The organism is Saccharopolyspora dendranthemae (assembly GCF_007829955.1).
GTDB lineage: Bacteria > Actinomycetota > Actinomycetes > Mycobacteriales > Pseudonocardiaceae > Saccharopolyspora > Saccharopolyspora dendranthemae.
This window is the reverse complement of sequence record NZ_VIWX01000001.1, coordinates 316,123-335,394: the sequence shown is the minus strand read 5'-3', so window position 1 is coordinate 335,394 and position 19,272 is coordinate 316,123. Positions and strand designations below refer to the sequence as shown.

15 protein-coding genes, 1 pseudogene and 1 riboswitch are annotated in these 19,272 nt (G+C 70.1%); of the genes and pseudogenes, 14 read left to right on the top strand and 2 right to left on the bottom strand.

Going from position 1 to position 19,272, the window contains the following annotated elements:
* The first annotated feature begins 59 nt into the window (after window positions 1-59).
* The 10 genes and pseudogenes from FHU35_RS01515 (at window position 60) to FHU35_RS01475 (ending at window position 11,641) form a co-directional block, all read left to right on the top strand.
* Window positions 60-350 (top strand): BatC protein, encoded by a 291-nt coding sequence (locus FHU35_RS01515; RefSeq protein ID WP_145735930.1) that lies wholly within the window; start codon window positions 60-62, stop codon window positions 348-350.
* Window positions 325-1,593 (top strand): cupin domain-containing protein, encoded by a 1,269-nt coding sequence (locus tag FHU35_RS01510; RefSeq protein ID WP_246110009.1) that lies wholly within the window; start codon window positions 325-327, stop codon window positions 1,591-1,593. Before FHU35_RS01515 ends, FHU35_RS01510 begins: the two co-directional genes overlap by 26 nt.
* Window positions 1,594-1,604: 11 nt before the next feature.
* Complete coding sequence (locus tag FHU35_RS01505) at window positions 1,605-2,471, top strand: ferredoxin family protein (protein ID WP_145735925.1); 867 nt, start codon at window positions 1,605-1,607, stop codon at window positions 2,469-2,471.
* 305 nt (window positions 2,472-2,776) lie between these two features.
* Complete coding sequence (locus FHU35_RS29135) at window positions 2,777-2,914, top strand: hypothetical protein (RefSeq protein WP_186459215.1); 138 nt, start codon at window positions 2,777-2,779, stop codon at window positions 2,912-2,914.
* A 438-nt stretch (window positions 2,915-3,352) separates the two neighbouring features.
* A riboswitch (cobalamin riboswitch) is annotated at window positions 3,353-3,571 on the top strand.
* Window positions 3,572-3,718: 147 nt separating this feature from the next.
* Window positions 3,719-6,553 carry a ribonucleoside-diphosphate reductase subunit alpha gene (locus FHU35_RS01500; RefSeq protein ID WP_145735923.1) on the top strand — a complete coding sequence of 945 codons (2,835 nt, stop codon included), beginning with the start codon at window positions 3,719-3,721 and terminating at the stop codon, window positions 6,551-6,553.
* 49 nt (window positions 6,554-6,602) lie between these two features.
* Window positions 6,603-7,685 (top strand): annotated as a pseudogene (locus tag FHU35_RS01495) (ribonucleotide-diphosphate reductase subunit beta); the annotation flags it as partial.
* A 171-nt stretch (window positions 7,686-7,856) separates the two neighbouring features.
* Entirely contained in the window at window positions 7,857-8,858 is a 1,002-nt protein-coding gene (locus FHU35_RS01490) for an ABC transporter substrate-binding protein (RefSeq protein WP_222429257.1), read from the top strand.
* Window positions 8,842-9,933: a FecCD family ABC transporter permease gene (locus FHU35_RS01485; protein ID WP_246110008.1), complete on the top strand. Its 1,092-nt coding sequence runs from the start codon at window positions 8,842-8,844 to the stop codon at window positions 9,931-9,933. The genes FHU35_RS01490 and FHU35_RS01485 overlap by 17 nt, the downstream gene beginning before the upstream one ends.
* Window positions 9,930-10,730 (top strand): ABC transporter ATP-binding protein, encoded by an 801-nt coding sequence (locus FHU35_RS01480; RefSeq protein WP_145735915.1) that lies wholly within the window; start codon window positions 9,930-9,932, stop codon window positions 10,728-10,730. The genes FHU35_RS01485 and FHU35_RS01480 overlap by 4 nt, the downstream gene beginning before the upstream one ends.
* An 80-nt stretch (window positions 10,731-10,810) precedes the next feature.
* Complete coding sequence (locus FHU35_RS01475; protein WP_145735913.1) at window positions 10,811-11,641, top strand: SAM-dependent methyltransferase; 831 nt, start codon at window positions 10,811-10,813, stop codon at window positions 11,639-11,641.
* Window positions 11,642-11,722: 81 nt separating this feature from the next.
* Here the strand turns inward: FHU35_RS01475 and FHU35_RS01470 are convergent, their stop codons facing one another.
* Window positions 11,723-12,451 (bottom strand): TetR/AcrR family transcriptional regulator, encoded by a 729-nt coding sequence (locus FHU35_RS01470; RefSeq protein ID WP_145735910.1) that lies wholly within the window; start codon window positions 12,449-12,451, stop codon window positions 11,723-11,725.
* 89 nt (window positions 12,452-12,540) lie between these two features.
* Here FHU35_RS01470 and FHU35_RS01465 point away from each other — a divergent pair, with 89 nt between their 5' ends.
* Window positions 12,541-13,434: an SDR family oxidoreductase gene (locus FHU35_RS01465; protein ID WP_145735907.1), complete on the top strand. Its 894-nt coding sequence runs from the start codon at window positions 12,541-12,543 to the stop codon at window positions 13,432-13,434.
* A gap of 109 nt (window positions 13,435-13,543) precedes the next feature.
* Here the strand turns inward: FHU35_RS01465 and FHU35_RS29130 are convergent, their stop codons facing one another.
* Window positions 13,544-15,001, bottom strand: a complete 1,458-nt coding sequence (locus tag FHU35_RS29130) for a PucR family transcriptional regulator (RefSeq protein WP_281290198.1) — start codon at window positions 14,999-15,001, stop codon at window positions 13,544-13,546.
* Between the two features lie 158 nt (window positions 15,002-15,159).
* On the opposite strand from FHU35_RS29130, the gene FHU35_RS01450 reads away from it, so the two are divergent.
* Genes FHU35_RS01450 through FHU35_RS01440 form a run of 3 tightly spaced genes read left to right on the top strand, consistent with a single transcriptional unit; the run spans window position 15,160 to window position 19,249 of the window.
* On the top strand, window positions 15,160-16,614 hold the full coding sequence (locus FHU35_RS01450; protein ID WP_145735902.1) for a sodium:solute symporter family protein: 1,455 nt from the start codon (window positions 15,160-15,162) through the stop codon (window positions 16,612-16,614).
* A gap of 38 nt (window positions 16,615-16,652) precedes the next feature.
* Complete coding sequence (speB, locus tag FHU35_RS01445; protein WP_145735900.1) at window positions 16,653-17,606, top strand: agmatinase; 954 nt, start codon at window positions 16,653-16,655, stop codon at window positions 17,604-17,606.
* Window positions 17,603-19,249, top strand: coding sequence for a thiamine pyrophosphate-binding protein (locus tag FHU35_RS01440; RefSeq protein WP_145735898.1), 1,647 nt, complete (start codon window positions 17,603-17,605; stop codon window positions 19,247-19,249). Before speB ends, FHU35_RS01440 begins: the two co-directional genes overlap by 4 nt.
* Window positions 19,250-19,272 lie beyond the last annotated feature (23 nt).

The following is a 19,272-nucleotide window of genomic DNA, read 5'->3' as shown; positions in this document are numbered from 1 at the left end:
TGAGCTGGGTAATCCTCCAACATCCGAAGCGCGTAGCCGGGACCGGAGGAAGGTTGACGATGGCACTCTCGGACGACGACATGAACACGACCAGCGGGTCGGCGGAAGGCCCTGCCGACTCGGGTGCCGGTCGCGGTACGCCGGGGCAGCACGACGGCGGAGCCGACGGTGGCGCCGACGGCGGGGCGGAAGGCCCTGCCGACTCGGGTGCCGGCCGCGGCAAGCCGGGACAGCACGACGGCGGAGCCGACGGTTCGGCCGAGGGCCCCGCGGACTCCGGCACCGGTCGTGGACAGCCGGGCCAGCATGACGGAGGGGCCGACGGTGGAGCCGACCGCGGAGCCCGCTGACGGAACCGGCTCCGCGGAGGATCCTGCCGTCGCACCGGGGGCGCTCGCGCGCGTCGTCGGCGGAGACGTGACCACGTTCCGAGATCAGCACTGGGGTCGGGAACCCCTGCTCGTGCGGGGGGCCGACCGCGGTGCGTTCGGCGACTTGCTGGATCTCGACGGAGTCGACGAACTGCTGTCGTGCCGCGGTCTGCGGGTGCCGTTCCTCCGGCTGGCCAAGGACGGGGTGGTGGTCGATTCGAGCTCGTTCACCGGAACCGGTGGTGTGGGCGCCGAGATCGACGACCAGGTGCGTGACGACGCGGTCGCCGCGTTGTTCGCCGAAGGAACGACGGTGGTGCTGCAGGCCTTGCATCGCGTGTGGCCGAGCGTGATCGAGTTCTGCACCGCGCTGGCCGACGAACTCGGCCACCCCGTGCAGACCAACGCCTACGTGACGCCACCCTCGTCGCGCGGGTTCTCGGCCCACTACGACGTCCACGACGTGTTCGTGCTGCAACTCGCCGGGCAGAAGCACTGGCGCGTGCACGCTCCCGTGCAGTCCGACCCGCTGCGGAACCAGCCGTGGACCGGCCACGCCCAGTCCGTGGCCGATCGGGCGCGCGAAGCTCCGGTGATCGACGCGGTTCTGCGGCCGGGAGACGCCATGTACCTGCCCCGAGGGTGGCTGCACGCCGCGACCGCGCTCGGGGACACCTCCGCTCACCTGACCGTGGGGGTGCACGTGCTGACGCGCTTCAGCCTGGTGGAGGCGTTGACCTCGCTCGTGGCGCAGGATGCGCGGCTCCGCGCGTCGTTGCCCCTGGGCATCGATGCGGCCGACCCCGACCAGCTCGCTTCGGACCTGGACGCCGTGCGCGCGGTGTTGTCGTCAGCGCTGCAGGACGTGTCGGCCGAGGACGTGGCGCGCCAGCTCCGCGACCGGGTGTGGTCCGGCGGACGTCCCGAACCGGTCGGCCCGGTGGCCAACGCCGCTTTCACCGACGGTCTGGCAGTCGGCGACTCGGTGCGACGACGCGCCGGACTCGGTTGCCGGCTGACGACGCGAGACGAGTCGGTGGTGCTCGAACTGACCGACCGCCAGATCTCGTTCCCCGCGACCACCGCGGCGGCGCTGCGCGCGCTGCTGCAGGGCGGCACCGTCCAGGTGGGCGGCTTGCCGGAGCTGGACGAGAGCGATCAGATCGTGCTGGTGCGACGGCTGCTGCGCGAGGGCGTGCTCAAGCCCGCCACCGGATCCTGAAACCCGCGCTGATGCCCCTGTGGAACCGCTGTGCCCACGCCGCGCGCTCAGCAGGCGACCCGCGCGAGGGTTCCGCGCCGCCGGCGCAGCGCTGGCTCCTGATCGAGCATCCCGGACCGTGGGGGTTCAACGCCCTCACCGACTCCGGCATCCCGCCCGCCGTCGTGACCGCGCTGTCGGACTGGGCCGCCGCGGAAGAAGCTCGGATTGCCCTCGTGCGCCGTCCAGGACGCCGGCCGGTGACACGCACTCGTCGTTGGTTCCGGGTGGATTCGCGCCCGGGACGGGAGTCGATCCGCACCGGGACCGCGGATTCCGACGACGAACTGGCGGTTGCGGTCCACGGGGCGGGGGAGCTCCTCGCCGAACCGTTGAACCTGGTGTGCACCCACGGTCGCCACGACCCGTGCTGCGCGGTGCACGGCCGAGCGGTCGCCTCCGCCCTCGCGGAGGCGGACCCGGTCACCACCTGGGAGTGCAGTCACGTCGGCGGCTGTCGTTTCGCCCCAGCGGTCGTGCTGCTGCCGCACGGGTACGTCCTCGGCGGTACGACGATCGGGGAAGCGATCGCAGCCGTGCGGAACTACCGCGCGGGCAAGCTGGATCCGCACGGGGCTCGCGGCCGGTCGTCGCTGCCGCCCGCCGCCCAGGCAGCCGAGCACTACGCCCGGGTCGCCACCGGGAACGAACACCTCGATGCCCTGCGCCTGCTGCGCGCCGCTCCGGAGGGAGACGGTCACTGGCACGTGCACCTCGCCAACCCGCACTGCACCGTGCGGCTGCGAGAGCGCTGGGTCGATGTCGACCGCCCGCTCACCTGCGCCGCGACCGCTCCCGGGCGGATGCGCGTCTTCGACCTGCTCGCGCTGAGCCAATGACGAGGAGCGCGGATGCGCGGGAGAAGCCGTCCGGCAAGCGAGAGCGCACCTGCTGGGACCTGCGGCTGCTCGGTCCTGATCGTGACCTCCTGAGCCGGTCGTGCCCCGCAGTGCGGCATGATCGCGCCCAGACATGGGTGGTGGCCGAGCGAACCGGGAATTGCCCGAGCGACGCTCGGAGTGCGAGGCGGCACTCGGCCCGCGCAGGGGTCGGCGCCGAACGGTAGGGGAGTAGCAATGGACGACGTCACCGCTGTTACCTCGGCACGCGTGCTCGGTCGCGGCGACGGTGAGTCCTGCGACTCGTGCTGCGGCTGCACGATCGCGGTGAGATCGCCGTCGGCAAGCGCGCCGACCTCGTGCTCGCGCGGGGAACGCAGCTCGACCTCGCTGAGCTGCGCGAGCCGGTCGCGGTGTGGGTGCGCGGTCGTCGAGCCCGGTGAGCCGAGCTGGGCTCGGGAACTCCGCGAATCGATTCGAAAGAGACGCGGGTAGAACGCGAATCCGAGTCGAACGTGCGAGAAGGGCGCGGCCGCAACGCAGGCCGAGTCCCCGCTCTGCGCGATGGGCGTCGAGAGCTCGATGGCGACGGCTCCTGACGCATGCGTCCTGCTCGAAGTCCACTGTGGACCACATGCGGCGTCTTCCGCGATGCCGGGAATCGGCGGAGCGTCCGGAGGCAGGTGCCTCTGGTGCGCTCGTGATCGCGCTCAGTGGTGGCGCGACTCTCGTGCGGGGGTGCGGCTTGATGCGCTGATCGGTGGGGGCCGACGTCTACCAGGGCCGCGAGGCGCAGTGGAGGCGGGGGAGCTGCCTGGGATACACGACGGCATCGCGACACGCCGATTTTGGGTGGTCCAACACCGCCGGACACAAGATGTAGTATTCGATCTGCCGATGGTCCACCGGCCCGCTCCCGGGTCGGTGGGGCAAGAGGGAACCCGGTGCGAATCCGGGACTGCCCCGCAGCGGTGAGTGGGAACGACCGCCGTCAACACGCACTGGGTGCCGAGTGGTGCCTGGGAAGCGACGGCCAGTAGGAGATCGGCCGAGGCCGGATGCCCGCGAGTCCGAAGACCTGCCATCGGTGCGCGCCCGAGGGGTGCGCTGTGTCCGGGGCCTCGTGGGAGGGCCGACGCGGATGAGGGGCGGGCGGTGTCCGGTCTCCGGGCCCGTCGTGGGTCTTCGCGCGTTTCTCCAGCGTCCCCGGACGCTGATCAAGAGCTTCGCGAGGGAGAGGGAGTCCCGTGACCGAGTCACCCACCAACACACCGCACGCCATCGAAGCGGAGACGGCGCAGGTCCGCGTCCTGCGCCGGGACGGTTCCACGTCCGGGTTCGACGCGAGCAAGATCTCAGTGGCGCTGACCAAGGCGTTCCTGGCCGTCGAGGGGGACGCCGCCGGTGGATCGTCGCGGTTGCACGCGCTGGTGACCGATCTGACCGAGCAGGCGACCAATTCCCTGCTCAGGCACGCGGGGCCCGGCACGCTCCTGCACATCGAGCAGATCCAGGACCAGGTCGAGCTCGTGCTGATGCGGGGCGGGCACCACCAGGTCGCCCGCGACTACGTGCTGTACCGGGAGCAGCGTTCGCATGCCCGCCGCGCCGCCGCGGGACCCGGTACCGCACCCGAGACCGTGGATTCTCCGCAGCTGAGCGTCACCGATCCGGACGGGCGGTCGCGGCCGCTGGACTGGGGCCGGGTGCGGACCATCGTCGGGCAGGCGTGCTCCGGTCTGGCCGAAGTGGACGCGGCACCCGTGCTGGAGGAAGCGCGGCGCAACCTCTACGACGGCATCCGCAGTGCGGAGCTCGACGAGGCGCTCACCCTCGCGGCTCGCACGCTGGTCGAGCGCGACCCCGGCTATTCCCGGGTCAGCGCGAGGTTGCTGCTGGACAAGCTCCGGCGCGAGGCGCTGTCGTTCATCGCAGGTGAAGCGCAGGAGGCCGACCAGGAGCAGATCCGGGATCGCTACCCGGAGTACTTCGCCGCTTACGTCCGGCGGGGTGTCGAGCTGGAGGTGCTGGAACCGCAGCTCGCCGAGTTCGACCTCGAGCGGCTGGGCGGGGCGCTGCGCGCCGACCGGGACCTGACCTTCGACTACCTGGGCTTGCAGACGCTCTACGACCGGTACTTCCTGCACCACGACGGGACTCGGTTCGAGCTGCCGCAGGCGTTCTTCATGCGGGTGGCGATGGGGCTGGCGCTGCGGGAGGACGACCGCGACGAGCGGGCGATCGAGTTCTACCAGCTGCTGTCGTCGTTCGACTTCATGTGTTCCACGCCGACGCTGTTCAACTCCGGCACGACCCGGCCGCAGCTGTCGTCCTGCTTCCTGACCACTGTGGACGATGATCTGCAGTCGATCTTCAGCTCCTACCGCAACAACGCGCTGCTGGCCAAGTACTCCGGTGGGCTGGGCAACGACTGGACTCCGGTGCGCGGCATCGGCGCGCACATCAAGGGGACCAACGGCCAGTCGCAGGGGCTCGTGCCGTTCCTGAAGATCGCCAACGACACGGCGGTGGCGGTCAACCAGGGCGGCAAGCGCAAGGGCGCCGCGTGCGCGTACCTGGAGACCTGGCACATCGATGTCGAGGAGTTCCTGGACCTGCGCAAGAACACCGGCGACGACCGGCGGCGCACCCACGACATGAACACGGCGAACTGGGTTCCCGACGAGTTCCTCCGCCGCGTCGAGGCCGACGGGTCCTGGACGCTGTTCTCCCCTGATGAGACCCCGGAACTGCACGACCTCTACGGCGCCGAGTTCGCGGAGCGCTACCGGGAGTACGAGGCCGCTGCGGAGCGGGGCGAGATCCGGATCTACCGCCAGGTCCGCGCTGTGGACCTCTGGCGCCGGATGCTGACCTCGCTGTTCGAGACCGGGCACCCCTGGATCACCTTCAAGGACCCGTGCAACCTGCGTTCGCCGCAGCGGCACGCGGGCGTGGTGCACTCGTCGAACCTGTGCACCGAGATCACGCTCAACACGAGCTCGGACGAGGTCGCCGTGTGCAACCTCGGTTCGATCAACCTCGCCCAGCACGTCACATCGGACGGGCTGGACCGCGAGAGGCTCGAGAACACCACCCGCACGGCGGTGCGGATGCTGGACAACGTGATCGACATCAACTTCTACACGATCCCGGAGGCCGAGCGCTCGAACATGCGCCACCGCCCGGTCGGGCTCGGGTTGATGGGCTTCGCCGACGCGCTGGTCCTGCAGCGCCTGGCTCCGAGTTCGCAGGAGGCGGTGGAGTTCGCCGATCGCAGCATGGAGGAGATCAGCTACCACGCCATCGCGGCTTCCAGCGAGCTGGCGGTCGAGCGCGGCCGCTACGAGTCGTTCGACGGTTCGCTGTGGAGTCGTGGCGTCCTGCCGATCGATTCGCTGCGGATGCTCGACGAGGCCCGCGAGGGCGCCGAGTTCGACTACTCGTCCACGTTGGACTGGTCGTCGCTGCGGGAGCGGGTGCGTGGCAACGGGATGCGCAACTCCAACGTGATGGCCATCGCGCCGACCGCGACGATCGCCAACATCTGCGGGGTCGGTCAGTCCATCGAACCGCTGTACCGCAACCTGTTCGTCAAGTCGAACATGTCCGGTGACTTCACCGTGGTCAACCCGCACCTGGTGGCCGACCTCAAGAAGGCCGGCCTGTGGGACGAGGCGATGGTGGCGGACCTGAAGTTCTTCGACGGCGTCCTCGGCCCGATCGATCGGGTTCCCGATGAGCTCAAGACGCTCTACGCGACCGCGTTCGAGATCGAGCCGCAGTGGCTGGTCGAAGCCGCCGCGCGCAGGCAGAAGTGGATCGACCAGGCCCAGTCGTTGAACCTCTACCTGGCCACGCCGAGCGGACGCAAGCTCGACGAGCTCTACCGGCTCGCCTGGCGCAAGGGTCTCAAGACCACCTACTACCTGCGTTCCACCAGCGCGACCCACGTGGAGAAGTCCACGCTGCGCGGCACCGACGGCAAGCTCAACGCGGTCCCGGCCGCCGTCCCGGACGCGCAAGCGCCCGGCGCCGCGGCGTGCTCGGTCGAGGACCCCGACTGCGAAGCCTGCCAGTAACGCCACCCGCGCACGGGCCGGTCGGGCGCACCGGCCATCCGACGAGGAGCTCTCCATGACTGCTGAACAGACGAACGTCGACACGACGGGACTCGGCACCATCGACCGCGACGGCGGGCGGGTCGACGTCACCGAGAAGGCGATGATCAACTCCCGGGCCGACGTCAACCAGCTGCTGCCGCTGAAGTACGGCTGGGCCTGGGACAAGTACCTCAACGGCTGCAACAACCACTGGATGCCCACCGAGGTGTCCATGCAGGCCGACATCGCGCTGTGGAAGTCCCGCGACGGGCTCACCGACGACGAGCGCACCATGCTCAAGCGCAACCTCGGGTTCTTCGCCACCGCGGAATCGTTGGTGGCCAACAACATCGTTCTCGCCGTATACCGGCACCTCACCAACCCGGAGTGCCGGCAGTACCTGCTGCGGCAGGCGTTCGAGGAAGCCGTGCACACGCACACCTTCCAGTACATCTGCGAGAGCCTGGGGCTCGACGAGGGCGAACTGTTCAACGCCTACCGCGAGATCCCGTCGATCGCCGACAAGGACGCGTGGGCGCTGCGCTACACCCAGAACCTGGAGGACCCGGACTTCGCAACGGGAACTCCGGAGGCCGACCAGGCCTTCCTGCGGGACCTGATCGCCTTCTACGTGATCTTCGAGGGCATGTGGTTCTACACCGGTTTCGCGCAGATCCTGTCGCTGGGCAGGCGCAACAAGATGGTCGGCATCGCCGAGCAGTACCAGTACATCCTGCGCGACGAGTCGATCCACCTGAACTTCGGCATCGACTGCATCAACCAGATCAAGCTCGAGAACCCGCACCTGTGGACCCCGGAGTTCCAGCAGGAGGCCCGCACCATGCTCCGCGACGCCTGCGAGCTGGAAACCGCCTACGGGCGCGACACGCTGCCCCGAGGGATGCTCGGCCTCAACGCCGACCTGTGCGAGCAGTACATGCACTTCATCACCAACCGCCGCTGCGCCCAGCTCGGCCTGGAACCGGTGTTCCCGGAGACCGACAACCCCTTCCCGTGGATGTCGGAGGCGATGGACCTGAAGAAGGAGAAGAACTTCTTCGAAACCCGCGTCACGGAATACCAGTCCGGCGCCGCTCTCAGCTGGGACTGAGGCCGAGGTGATCGGGCGGGGGTGCGCGGCGTTCCGCGCGCCCCCGCCCCAGACGCCGAAACACCCGGCAGCGCGGCGGTTCCTGCCCGCTGCAGGAGGAGTGCCGCCTCATCGCTGCGAAAACCCCGCGGCTGAAGCGGAACAGGAAACATGTGGATCCGGGAGGTTCCCTTGGCTCGACCGACCAAGATCGGTGTGGTGTTGGCGGCCGTCGTCGCTGCGTCGTCCTGCGGGGCGGCACCTGATCCCGGATCCACGCAGGGTCCGGGCGCGATCAGCGTGCGAAACTGCGGTGTGGACCTGCGGTTCGATCGCGCACCGGAACGCGCGGTCACGTTGGAGCAGTCGTCCACCGAGACCCTGCTCGCGCTGGGGCTGGGCGAGAAGATGGTGGGCACCGCGTTCCCCACGGCCGAGATCCACCCCGACTACCGAGCGGCGTACGACCGGATCCCCGTGCTCAACCCGAACGAGCTGACGGCCGAACAACTGCGCGCCGCCGCGCCCGACGTGGCGGTCACCTCCTTCGGGTCCAACTTCGCGAAGGACAAGGTCGGAACCCGCGAAGAGCTGCACGAGCTCGGTCTGCCGACGTTCGTCAGCGCCGTGGACTGCCCGCAGCACGAGCCGGGTCAGACCCCGTTCGAGCGGTTGTTCCGCGACTACGAGAACCTCGGCACGATCTTCGGCGTGCCGGAGCGGGCGGCGGCGTTGACGGCGCAGCAGCGGCAGATCATCAACAACGCCGAGGCCGCCGTCCCCGCCAACCCGCACGACAAGCCGTCGGTGATGTACCTGTACTCGATGACGCAGGGTCTTCCCTACGTCGCGGGCCACAACGGGATTCCGAGCGACATCAGCCGGATCCTCGGTGTGGGAAACGCCTTCGACGACGTTCGCGACGAGTGGCCGGAAGTCGCGTGGGAGGAGATCGCCAAGCGCGATCCGGACGTGATCGTGGTGGGCGACCTGTCGGATCGCGGTCGGCTCGGGGACAGCGCTGCGGACAAGATCCGGGTGTTGCACGAGCACCCGGTCGTCTCCCAGCTCACGGCGGTTCGGGAGAACCGGTTCATCGAGGTTCCCGGGATCGAGATGGACCCGACCGTGCGCAGCGCCCACACGCTCGAGCTGGTCACAGAGGGGATGAAGTCGCTTGGCCTCCTCCGCTGACCTGCTGCACCCCGCAGGCGGTCCCGGCGAGTGCGTTCGGGCGGAGCGCCCACCGGCACGGCGGTCGGCCTTGTCCCTTGCGGGCATGCTCATCGCCGGTGTGGTGCTCCTCGGCTTCTCGGTGGCGTTCTCGGTCAGGATCGGGACGAGCGATCTGGGATACGCCGAGATCGGCAGGGTGGTCGGACTCCGGCTGGGACTTCCCGTGGAACCCTTGCCGCGCCTGCTCGATTCGCTGATCTGGGACTTGCGGTTCCCGCGCGTCCTGCTGGCCGCGCTGGTCGGCGCGATGCTGGCCGTCAGCGGGGCCGCGCTGCAGGGCGTGACCAACAACGCGCTGGCCGACCCGTACCTGCTCGGCGTGTCCAACGGTGCCTCGGCCGGCGCGGTCACCGTGATCGTCGTGGGAGCCGGGGGAGCGGCGATCGGTCTGACCGGTGGGGCTTTCGCCGGTGCGCTGGTCTCCTTCGGCCTGATGCTGCTCCTGCTGCGGCGCAGCGGGATGAACACCGTTCGGATCGTGCTGGTGGGCGTGGTGACCGGGCAGCTCTTCGGCGCGATCACCTCGCTGGTCCTGACGTTCTCGGCCGATCCGGACACCACGCGCGGGATCACCCACTGGCTGCTGGGATCGCTGGCCTCCGCGCGGTGGGACTCGGTGGTGCTCTGCGCGATCGCGGCGGCAGTGGGACTCGCCGTGATCTGGCTGTGCGCCACGGCTTTGGACGGGTTCGCGTTCGGCGCCGACACCGCGGCCTCGTTGGGCATCAACGTCCGGAACACGCGGATCGTGCTGCTGATCTCCACCGCGCTGCTGACATCGGTGGCAGTGGCTTCGGTCGGTGCGATCGGCTTCGTCGGCCTGATCGTTCCCCACGGCGTCCGATTCCTCGTCGGCCCGTTGCACCGCGTGCTGCTGCCGTTCACCGCCGTGGCCGGTGCCGTGTTCCTGATCTGGGCCGATGCGCTGGCCCGGGTCGCCTTCGCGCCGCGAGAACTGCCGGTCGGCGTGTTCACCGCGCTCGTGGGGGTTCCGCTGTTCCTGCTCGTGCTGCGCAAGCGAGGTGAGCTGTGAGGATCGACGTCGACGAGATCAGCTGGGGAGTTGCCGGCAGGACGATCGTGCGCGGCGTCCGGTTCGGCATCGAATCCGGACACACCGTGGGCCTGATCGGACCGAACGGCTCCGGCAAGTCCTCGCTGCTGCGGTGCGTCGCGGGTCTGCGCCGACCGGCGTCCGGTGCGGTCCGCTTCGACGGTCGCGCCATCGCGGGCTGGGGGACGCGTGAGCTCGCCCGTCACGTCGCCTTCGTGGAGCAGGCCGCCGACACCGACACCGATCTGCGGGTGAGCGATGTGGTCGCGCTCGGTCGCAGTCCGTTCCGAGCGGCCTGGCGAGCAGCCGGCGGAGCGGACCACGCGATCGTCGAAGCCGCGCTGGAAAGGCTGGAGCTGACCGGGATCCGCTCCCGGCACTGGCACACCCTCTCCGGCGGCGAGCGCCAGCGCGTGCAGATCGCCCGGGCGCTCGCGCAGCGCCCGTGGGCGATCCTGCTAGACGAGCCGACCAACCACCTCGACATCCGCCATCAGCTCGAGCTGATGGACATGCTCGCCGGTACCGAGCAGACGGTTCTCGTGGCGTTGCACGACCTGTCGCTGGCAGCGAGGTTCTGCGACCGACTGGTGCTCGTGCACCAGGGCGAACTCGTCGCCGCCGGACCGCCCGAGGAGGTGCTGACAGCCGAGCGGCTGCGGGACGTCTTCGAGGTCGACGCCGAGATCGGCCACGACAGCAGCGGGAACGTCGCCGTGGTCTACCGGGGCAGCTCGCGCCGAACGTTGGCGTCAGGCCGACCGGCCGCCGGTTAGACGAGGCTCGTGGGGTGCGGGCCGCAGCTGATCGTGCTGCTCGGGTGATCAGCAGCGCTTGGTTTGGCTACCGTGGAGCCATGAACGACGAGGCCGGGGAAGTCGAGTGGGCGGCTGAGGTTTCGCACGCGGATCTCACCAGGCCGAACATCGCGCGCATGTACGATTACCTCCTCGGCGGGTCCGCCCACTTCGAGGTCGACCGCGCGGCAGCGGATCAAGCGCTCGAACTCGTCCCCACGGAGCGGGACTACAGCCGCATCAACCGCTCCTTCCTCGGTCGCGCGGTGCGCTACCTGGTGACCGAGGCCGGTATCGACCAGGGCCTCGACCTGGGATCCGGGGTCCCCACCGTCGGCAACGTGCACGAGATCGCCCGCGTGCACAGCCCGCAGGCGAAGGTGGCTTACGTCGATTGGGAAGCGATCGCCTGCCACCACGCTCGCCACCTCCTGGGTGAGGATCCGCTGGTTTCGGTCACCGAGCTCGACGTCTGCGACGTCGACGAGGTGCTGCACTCCCCGGGCGTGGCCGGGCTTCTCGACTTCTCCCAACCGGTCGCGGTCCTGGCGTTCGGGATTCTGGACCTCGTGCCCAGCGCCGACGGAGCAGCGCTGGTCGAGCGTTACCGCGACGCGTGCGTTCCGGGCAGCGCACTGGCCGTGTCCAACAACGCGCAGCTGTCGCGCACCGACGCGGAGGTCGCTGCGCTTCGTTCCCTGCTGGCGGGAACATCGACCCCGCACCTGCACGTTCGCACGGCCGCCGAGGTCGCAGAGCTGTTCGCGGGGTACGCGCTGGTCGACCCGGGAGTGGTGCCCGCGGCCCACTGGCGTCCGGACACCCCGGTCAGCGAGGACGAAGCGGCCCGAGGCAACGTGCTCGGCGGCGTCGGCGTGCTCCGCGACTGACCACCGGGACACCTCGGCACGGGCCAGATCGCACGATCTCTCCTCGGACGGTTCACCCTGCACGAGGGCGCCTGAGCGCGATCAGGCATGCGGCGCGTCACGGTCCGCCGCCAGGCGTGTGAGCCACTCACCCAGCAGGCGCTGCTCGGCGTCGCTCAGGACGTCGGCGCCGTCGGGGAGGGCGGCGCGCAGGGCGCGGGCCGCTGCGGCGGGACCGGACTCCGCGGTGGAGACCGCCGGCTCGGCGCGGGTGATAGCCGCGACCATGGACTCGCGCAGGACGGTCAACAGCGCCGGATTGCGGCGGTCCGCAGGGGTGGAGTGCCAGGTGGTGACCGCGCCCTGGCCGGTGGCGTGGATGATCTGGGCGGCCAGCTCCTCGTCGACCCGCAGCCAGCCCCCGGCCGCCAGCCGACGCACCCGCCCGTGGAGGATCTCCAGGCCCGCGCGGTGTGCTGCGTCCGATCCCCGGCCGGTGGCCCTGTTCATCACCGCGAACAACTCCGGGCGGCAGACCCCGAACTCGACCACCATGTCCCAGCTGCGGCGCAGCTCCTCCACCGGGTCCTGCGAAGCGGGGTCGAGCTGCGCGCGCTTTCTCTCCAGGAACTGCGCGTAGCCGTGCTCGGCGACGGCCTCCAGGAGTCCCTCCTTGTCGCCGAAGAGGCGGTAGATCGCCGGCGGCTGCATTCCGGCCGCGGCGGCGACCGCGCGGGTGCTCACCGCGTCAGGGCCGCCGTTCTCCAGCAGCTCGACGGCCGCCTCGACGATGCGGCGGCGAGGGCTGTCGGTGGAGTCGCGGGTAGTCATGAACCGATGGTACCGAGAAACTGGTTCCAACGATACTTCCAGTGTTACCGTTGAAGTGATTCCACTGGAAATAGTGTTGGGAGAACCCCATGATCATCGTGACCGGAGCCACCGGAAAGCTCGGCCGCCGCATCGTCGAGCGCCTCCTGGAGCGTGTCCCCGCCGACCGCGTCGGCGTCAGCGTCCGCGACCCCCGCAAGGCCCAGGACCTCGCCGACCGCGGCGTCCGCGTCCGGCAGGGCAGCTTCGACGACCCCGCCTCGCTCGTGCACGCCTTCGAGGGTGCCGAGCAACTGCTCCTCGTCTCCCTCGACCGCACAGGCCAGGAGTGCGTCAGCGGACACCGCGCCGCCATCGACGCCGCCGTGCAGGCCGGCGTCGGCCGCATCCTCTACACCAGCCAGATGGGCGCCGCCCACGACGCCCGGTTCCAGGCATGCCGCGACCACGCCCAGACCGAGGACCTGCTGCGCGCCACCGGCCTGCCCTGGACCGCGCTGCGCAACGGCTTCTACGCCTCCAGCGCCCTGCAGTTCCTGGAGTCCGCCCGCCGCACCGGCGACATCGCCCTCCCCGCCGACGGCCCCGTCGCCTGGACCGGCCACGACGACCTCGCCGAGGCCACCGCGGCGATCCTCGCCGAGGAGCGCCGTTTCGAGGGGCCCACCCCGCCGCTCACCGGCCCGGCGACGCTCGACTTCGACGCCGTCGCCGAGATCGCGTCCCAGGCCACCGGACGGCCCTTCACCCGCACCGTCGTCCCCGACGACGCCTTCCGCGAGCAGGTCCTGGCGCACGGCGCCCCGGCCCCGATCGTCGACATGATGCTGAGCATCTTCGTCGCGGCGCGGAATGGCGAGTTCGCCGCTGTCGACCCGACGCTGACCGAGCTGATCGGGCGAGAGCCCGCCACCTTCCGCACCCAGCTGGAGCATGCCTGGGCCGAAGGCATCCAGCGGGGCGCGCAGACGGCCCCGGCCTGACTCGCCGCCGACACACGGCTCGCCCTCTTCGACGTGCGTAGCGGTGGCTGCAGCTTCGTTGCGATACGGCTAGACGTGCCGGCAGAGCGGCAAGCGATGCCGCGCTCGGCTACGGGTGCCACCGCAGCGCGAACCACAGCTGCATCCGGATCTCCGGGTCGTCGAGGTCGGAGTCCAATGCTCGCTCGATCTGCCTGATCCGGTGCCGGACGCTGTTTCGATGAACGTCCATAGTGGACGCCGTGCGTTCCCAGCTGCCGTGGTTGGCAAGCCACACGCGCAGAGTCTCCACCACGTGGTTGGAGGGGCGGGCGGCGTCGAGCTCCCACAACGGCGCCAGCACGTGGGTGCTGAAATCGGCGGCTCGGCCCGGCTCGATGATCCCGCTGAGGCTGAGCTCCGCGCGATCCGCGACCAGTGGGGTGCCGAGTCTGCGGGCGCGCTCGCGCAGGGACCGCAGCTCGAGGACGCAGTCCGCCAGCCTGTCCGCGGGCCTGGGGCTGCTGACGACGGCGAGCCAGCCGTGATCCCGCAGAGTCGCGAGGGTTTCGTCGCGGGGGAGCGTCCGCACGATCGCGTGCATGTCCGGTTCACCACCCAGGCGCACCAGCGGGGTGCCGAGAGTGGCGCTCACCCAGTCGTAGCCCGCTGCGGCGTCGACCGGCCCCTTGCCGTGCGCGGTGGCGGCGACGACCCGGCACTGGCCGGTTCCGAGCAGCGTGCGCAGCGAACCGTCCTCGATCGTCTCCCCGAGCAGCAGCGCGGTGGTCGCGCCGCCCAGCATTGCCGAATCCGTGCCCGCCCGGGTGGTCAAGCCGAACAGTGCCGCGCCGATCGCGAGTATCGCGCGGTCGGTGTCGCCGAACCGGTCGCTGCGTGCGACCACCAGCACCCTGGCGGTGCTGGCCTGCGTGTAGACCGGCTGCGCGACGATGTAGGTCCCGTCGTCGAGTTCGGTGGCGGCGGTGCGGATGCCGACTCCACCGGACACCTTCGCCACGAGTTCGTCCAGCTGCGCGGGCAACACCCGTGGTGCGCCGTGCTCGGCCGTGCGTTCGCCGGCCGCGCCGAGCAGCACGATCCAGCCACGCAGCCACGTGGCGACGGCCCGCGCCAGCTCGGTGAGTCCGGTCGATGCCGCCCGGGTCAGCGCCTGCCGCGCGTCGTCGATGTAGCGCTGCTCGCGTTGCTCGGCCTCGATCAGCTCGACCGCCACCGCCTGGTTGACCGCGAGGAACGGCGTGTTCGCACCGATCACCAGCAGCGGAACGCCATGCCTGACGCACGCGTCGCGCAGGGCCTCCGGTAGCCGGTCGTGCCGGGGCGGGGAAATCCCGAACGCCAGCGCGGTGATCCTGGCGTCTCGCAGCTCGCGAACGTAGGCGTCGACCTCCTGCGCGGTTTCCGGCAGGTCGACGCCCGAGGTGAGCAGCAGCTCGCCCCCGAGCAGGTAGGGCGTCGGATCGCGCCGCTCACTCACATGCGCCCAGCGCACCGGCAGCTCCTGCGCACCAGGGCGCAGGGAGTCGGGGACGACTCGGATGTCCAGAGCCGGGTTCTCGATCACGCTTCGTAGTGGTACGTGCGCGGAATGCGATGAGGCAGCGGTCATTTCGACCCGATGATAGCGAGATCTTGGCTGAAACATCCCCACAAGACAGGAGCTCCCTGGACCTACGGTTGCCCGAACAGTGTCTCAGAGCACATTCCTGAAGGAGCGATGCCGTGCTTGTGGACTACCTGGTGATCGCGCTCTACATCGCCGGAATACTCGGGATCGGCTGGTTCGGCATGCGCTTGGCCAAGACCAAGAGCGACTACCTGGTCGCGGGCAGGCGGCTGGGCACGTTCCTGTACTCGGGCACGATGTCCGCCATCGTGCTCGGCGGCGCCTCCACGGTCGGCGGCGTCGCTCTGGGATACGAGTTCGGCATCTCGGGATCGTGGCTCGTCGCCACGATCGGGCTGGGCATCTTCGTGCTGCACGCGGCCTTCGCCCGCAAGCTCGTGCGGCTGCGGCTCTACACCGTGTCCGAGATGCTGGACCTGCGTTACGGCGGCGGTGCGTCCAGCGCGGTCTCCGGCATCGTGATGTGGGCCTACACCCTGATGCTCACCGTGACGTCCATGGTGGCGTTCGGGAAGGTGTTCACCGCCCTGTTCGACCTGCCGAGCGTCGCCGGGATCGCCATCGGCGGCGGTCTCGTCCTGCTCTACACGGTGCTCGGCGGGATGTGGTCGGTGACGCTGACCGACATAGCCCAGTTCGTGGTGATGACGATCGGTTTCCTGCTGGTGCTGCTGCCTTTCGCGCTGACGGCCGCAGGTGGAGTGGACGGACTGCGCGCGCGGTTGGACCCGAGCTACTTCCAGCTCGACAGCATCGGCTGGGACACCATCCTCACCTACGTGCTGATCTACGGGTTCGGCCTGCTGATCGGGCAAGACATCTGGCAGCGCGTGTTCACCGCGCGATCGCCGCGGGTCGCGACCGCCGGTGGGATCGGATCCGGCGTGTACTGCCTGATCTACGCCGTGGCAGGCGCGGTGATCGGTACCGTGGCCAAAGCGCGCTACCCGGATCTGGCGAACGCGGACGACGCGTTCACCCGCATCGTCGAGGACCTGCTGCCGGCGGGCCTGCGCGGTCTGGTGCTCGCCGCGGCCCTGTCGGCACTGATGTCCACGGCCAGCGGCACGTTGATCGCCTGCTCCACGGTCAGCGCCAACGACATCTTCGGGAAGCTGGGCCTGCGCGGGGCAGGTGGTGAGTCGAGCCTGCGCACCAACCGGCTCACCACCATCGCGCTCGGTGTGGTGGCGATCGCCGTGTCCCTGCTCATCAGCGATGTCGTGGCCGCGCTGACCGTGGCCTACAACCTGCTGGTGGGTGGCTTGCTCGTGGCGATCCTCGGTGCCCTGTTCTGGCGCAGGGGGACCAAGGCGGGTGCGCTCACGTCGATGGGCGTCGGCTCGGTCGCGGTGATCGGGTCCATGATCGGACACGGACTGCAGGCGAACGAGCCGATCTACTTCGGGCTCGGGGCCGGCCTCCTCAGCTACGTCGCGGTGAGCCTGGCGACGCCGCCGACCCCGCAGCCGGTGCTCGCAGCGTGGGATGCCCGGCTCAGCGGCACGGACGCCGCCCACGACGTTCCCACCGGTGCCGATCACGGCTGAGCTCGCGCTGCGCACGAAACACGAGGAGGAGTCCAGAAGTGAGTGAACAGTCTCCGATCGGTCCGGTCGATTCCTCGGAGGTACCGCGGTTCGCCGGATTCGCGACCTTCGCGCGGCTGCCCCGCATCGAGGAGGTGCCCCGGGCGGATATCGCCGTGGTCGGCGTCCCCTTCGACACCGGCGTTTCCTACCGGCCGGGGGCCCGGTTCGGGCCGGCCGCGATGCGGGAGGCAAGCCGGCTGCTGCGCCCCTACCACCCGGAACTCGACGTGTCCCCGTTCGCGCGGGCGCAGGTGGTCGATGCCGGCGACATCGCGCTGAACCCGTTCCACATCGGATCAGCCATCGAGACCCTGCAGAGCGAAGCGGAGCGGTTCGCAGCCGCCGGGACGAGCATGGTCGCGGTCGGCGGCGACCACACCATCGCGCTGCCGCTGCTGCGCGCTGCCGCCGCCCAGCACGGTCCGGTGGCGCTGCTGCACTTCGACGCGCACCTGGACACCTGGGACACCTACTTCGGTGAGCCGTACACCCACGGCACCCCGTTCCGCCGGGCGTCCGAAGAGGGGGTGCTGGACACGAGCGCGCTCTGCCACGTGGGTACCCGCGGCCCCCTCTACGGCAGGCGTGATCTGGACGAGGACCGCAGGCTCGGCTTCGGCATCGTGACCTCCGGCGACGTGCTGCGCCGCGGTGTGGCGGAAACCGTGGCGGCGCTGAGCGAGCGCATCGGGGACCGGCCGCTGTACATCTCCGTGGACATCGACGTGCTCGACCCGGCGCACGCACCGGGCACCGGAACCCCGGAAGCGGGCGGGATGACGAGCCGGGAGCTGCTGGAAATCCTGCGTGGCCTCGCCGGTCACCGCATCGTCGGCGCGGACGTGGTCGAGCTCGCTCCCGCCTACGACCACGCGGAGATCACCGCGATCGCCGCCTCCCACGTGACTTACGACCTGGTGAGCCTGCTCAGCCTGGCGGTGTCCGCATGAGCGGGGCCGGCCGGATCGGTGGCGACGTCGTCGTCCGGACACTGCGGGCGCTCGGCGCCGACACCGTGTTCGGGCTGCCTGGCCAGCACGCGCTCGGGCTGTTCGAGGCGCTACGGCGCGCACCCGACCTGCGGCTGGTCAGCGCCCGGGTGGAGAACAACCTCGCGTTCGCCGCCGACGGGCACGCCCGCGCGCGGCTCGACGCCGCGCCGGACGGGCCCGTCCCGGTCACTCCTATGATCGTCTCGACCGGCCCTGGAGCGCTGCTCACGCTCGCCGCGCTGCAGGAATCCCGTGCGGCCTCGGTGCCGGTGCTCGGCATCTCCAGCCAAATTCCGCTGGCGGGGCTGGGTGGCGGCAGACATGGCTACCTGCACGAGTTGCCGGACCAGCAGGCCGCTTTCGAGGGCGTGGTCAAGTCGGTGCACACCGCCCGGTCGGTGAGTCAAATCCCCGCCGCTCTGCGTGCGGCGTGGGAGTCGGCCGCGACGGCGCCGTTCGGCCCGGTGTGGGTCGAGATCAGCCAGGACGTCCTGCTGGCGCCCGCCACCGCGCCGGACATCACCTCGGTCGCTGCTGCGCCTGCGGTGTGGGAACCGTTGGCGGAACAGGTCTCGACCGCGGCTGATCTGCTGTCCGCAGCGGAGAATCCAGTCGTGCTCGCGGGCGGTGGAGTGCGGCGAGGCGGTGCCGGCGCCGAGCTGCTGGCGCTGGCGGAGACGCTTCGGGCACCGGTGTTGACGACATTCGGCGGCAAGGGCGCATTCCCGTGGGAGCATCCGCTGTCCGGGCAGTCCTGGCTGGAAGACACCCATTCGCGCGAGTTCCTTGCAGGCGCCGACGTGCTGCTGGTGCTCGGTTCCGGCCTGGGTGAGCTGTCCAGCACGTATCACACGTTGCGACCGCGGGGCCACGTCGTTCAGGTGGAGGCCGACGCGGGCAAGCTCGGATCCAACCATCCGGGACTCGGAATCCACGCCGATGTCCGGCAGACACTCCGAGCACTGCTGGACCTCCTGCCCCGGCGCGATCCCGATGGCGGAGCCGAGCGCGCGGTGGCCGGGCTGCTCGCCTCCATTCGGGAACGCCTCGATGCGCAACCGCTCGAAGTGGAGCAGCGGGTGCTGCGCGACGTCCGAGCGGCCTTGCCGCCCGGGACACCTTCCTTCTGGGACATGACGATTCTCGGTTACTGGGCCTGGTCGGCGTGGAATGCCGACGGCGCACCGATGCACAGCGCACAAGGAGCCGGTGGGCTCGGTTTCGGGCTGCCCGCTGCGCTCGGCGCGGCAGTGGCAGGCGCAGGGCCGGTGCTCGCGGTGTCCGGTGACGGTGGGGCGATGTACGGCATCGCCGAGCTGGCGAGCGCTGTGCAGCACCAGCTCGACGTCACGTGGCTCATCATCGACGACGGCGGTTACGGGATCCTGCGTGAGTACTCGACCGGCGCGTTCGGGCAGGCACATGCTACCGAGCTGGTCAGGCCGGATTTCGTCGCGCTGGCTCGGTCTTTCGGCGTTCCGGCAACTCTGTCCGATGTGGAGTCGCTGCGCGCGGATCTCGTGGAGTCGCTCAGCACGCGCGGACCGAGCGTGGTCGTCCTGCCCGCGACCTTGCGGATGTTCGAACCGACGCACCTCTGAGGCATGCGGCGTTGTCGGGACGG

Coding starts and splice junctions, on each gene's coding strand:
- FHU35_RS01475 (WP_145735913.1), top strand. CDS start 10,811: ATGAACGACGAGGCCGGGGAAGTCGAGTGGGCGGCTGAGGTTTCGCAC.
- FHU35_RS01515 (WP_145735930.1), top strand. CDS start 60: ATGGCACTCTCGGACGACGACATGAACACGACCAGCGGGTCGGCGGAA.
- FHU35_RS01465 (WP_145735907.1), top strand. CDS start 12,541: ATGATCATCGTGACCGGAGCCACCGGAAAGCTCGGCCGCCGCATCGTC.
- FHU35_RS01440 (WP_145735898.1), top strand. CDS start 17,603: ATGAGCGGGGCCGGCCGGATCGGTGGCGACGTCGTCGTCCGGACACTG.
- FHU35_RS01505 (WP_145735925.1), top strand. CDS start 1,605: ATGCCCCTGTGGAACCGCTGTGCCCACGCCGCGCGCTCAGCAGGCGAC.
- FHU35_RS01470 (WP_145735910.1), bottom strand. CDS start 12,451: ATGACTACCCGCGACTCCACCGACAGCCCTCGCCGCCGCATCGTCGAG.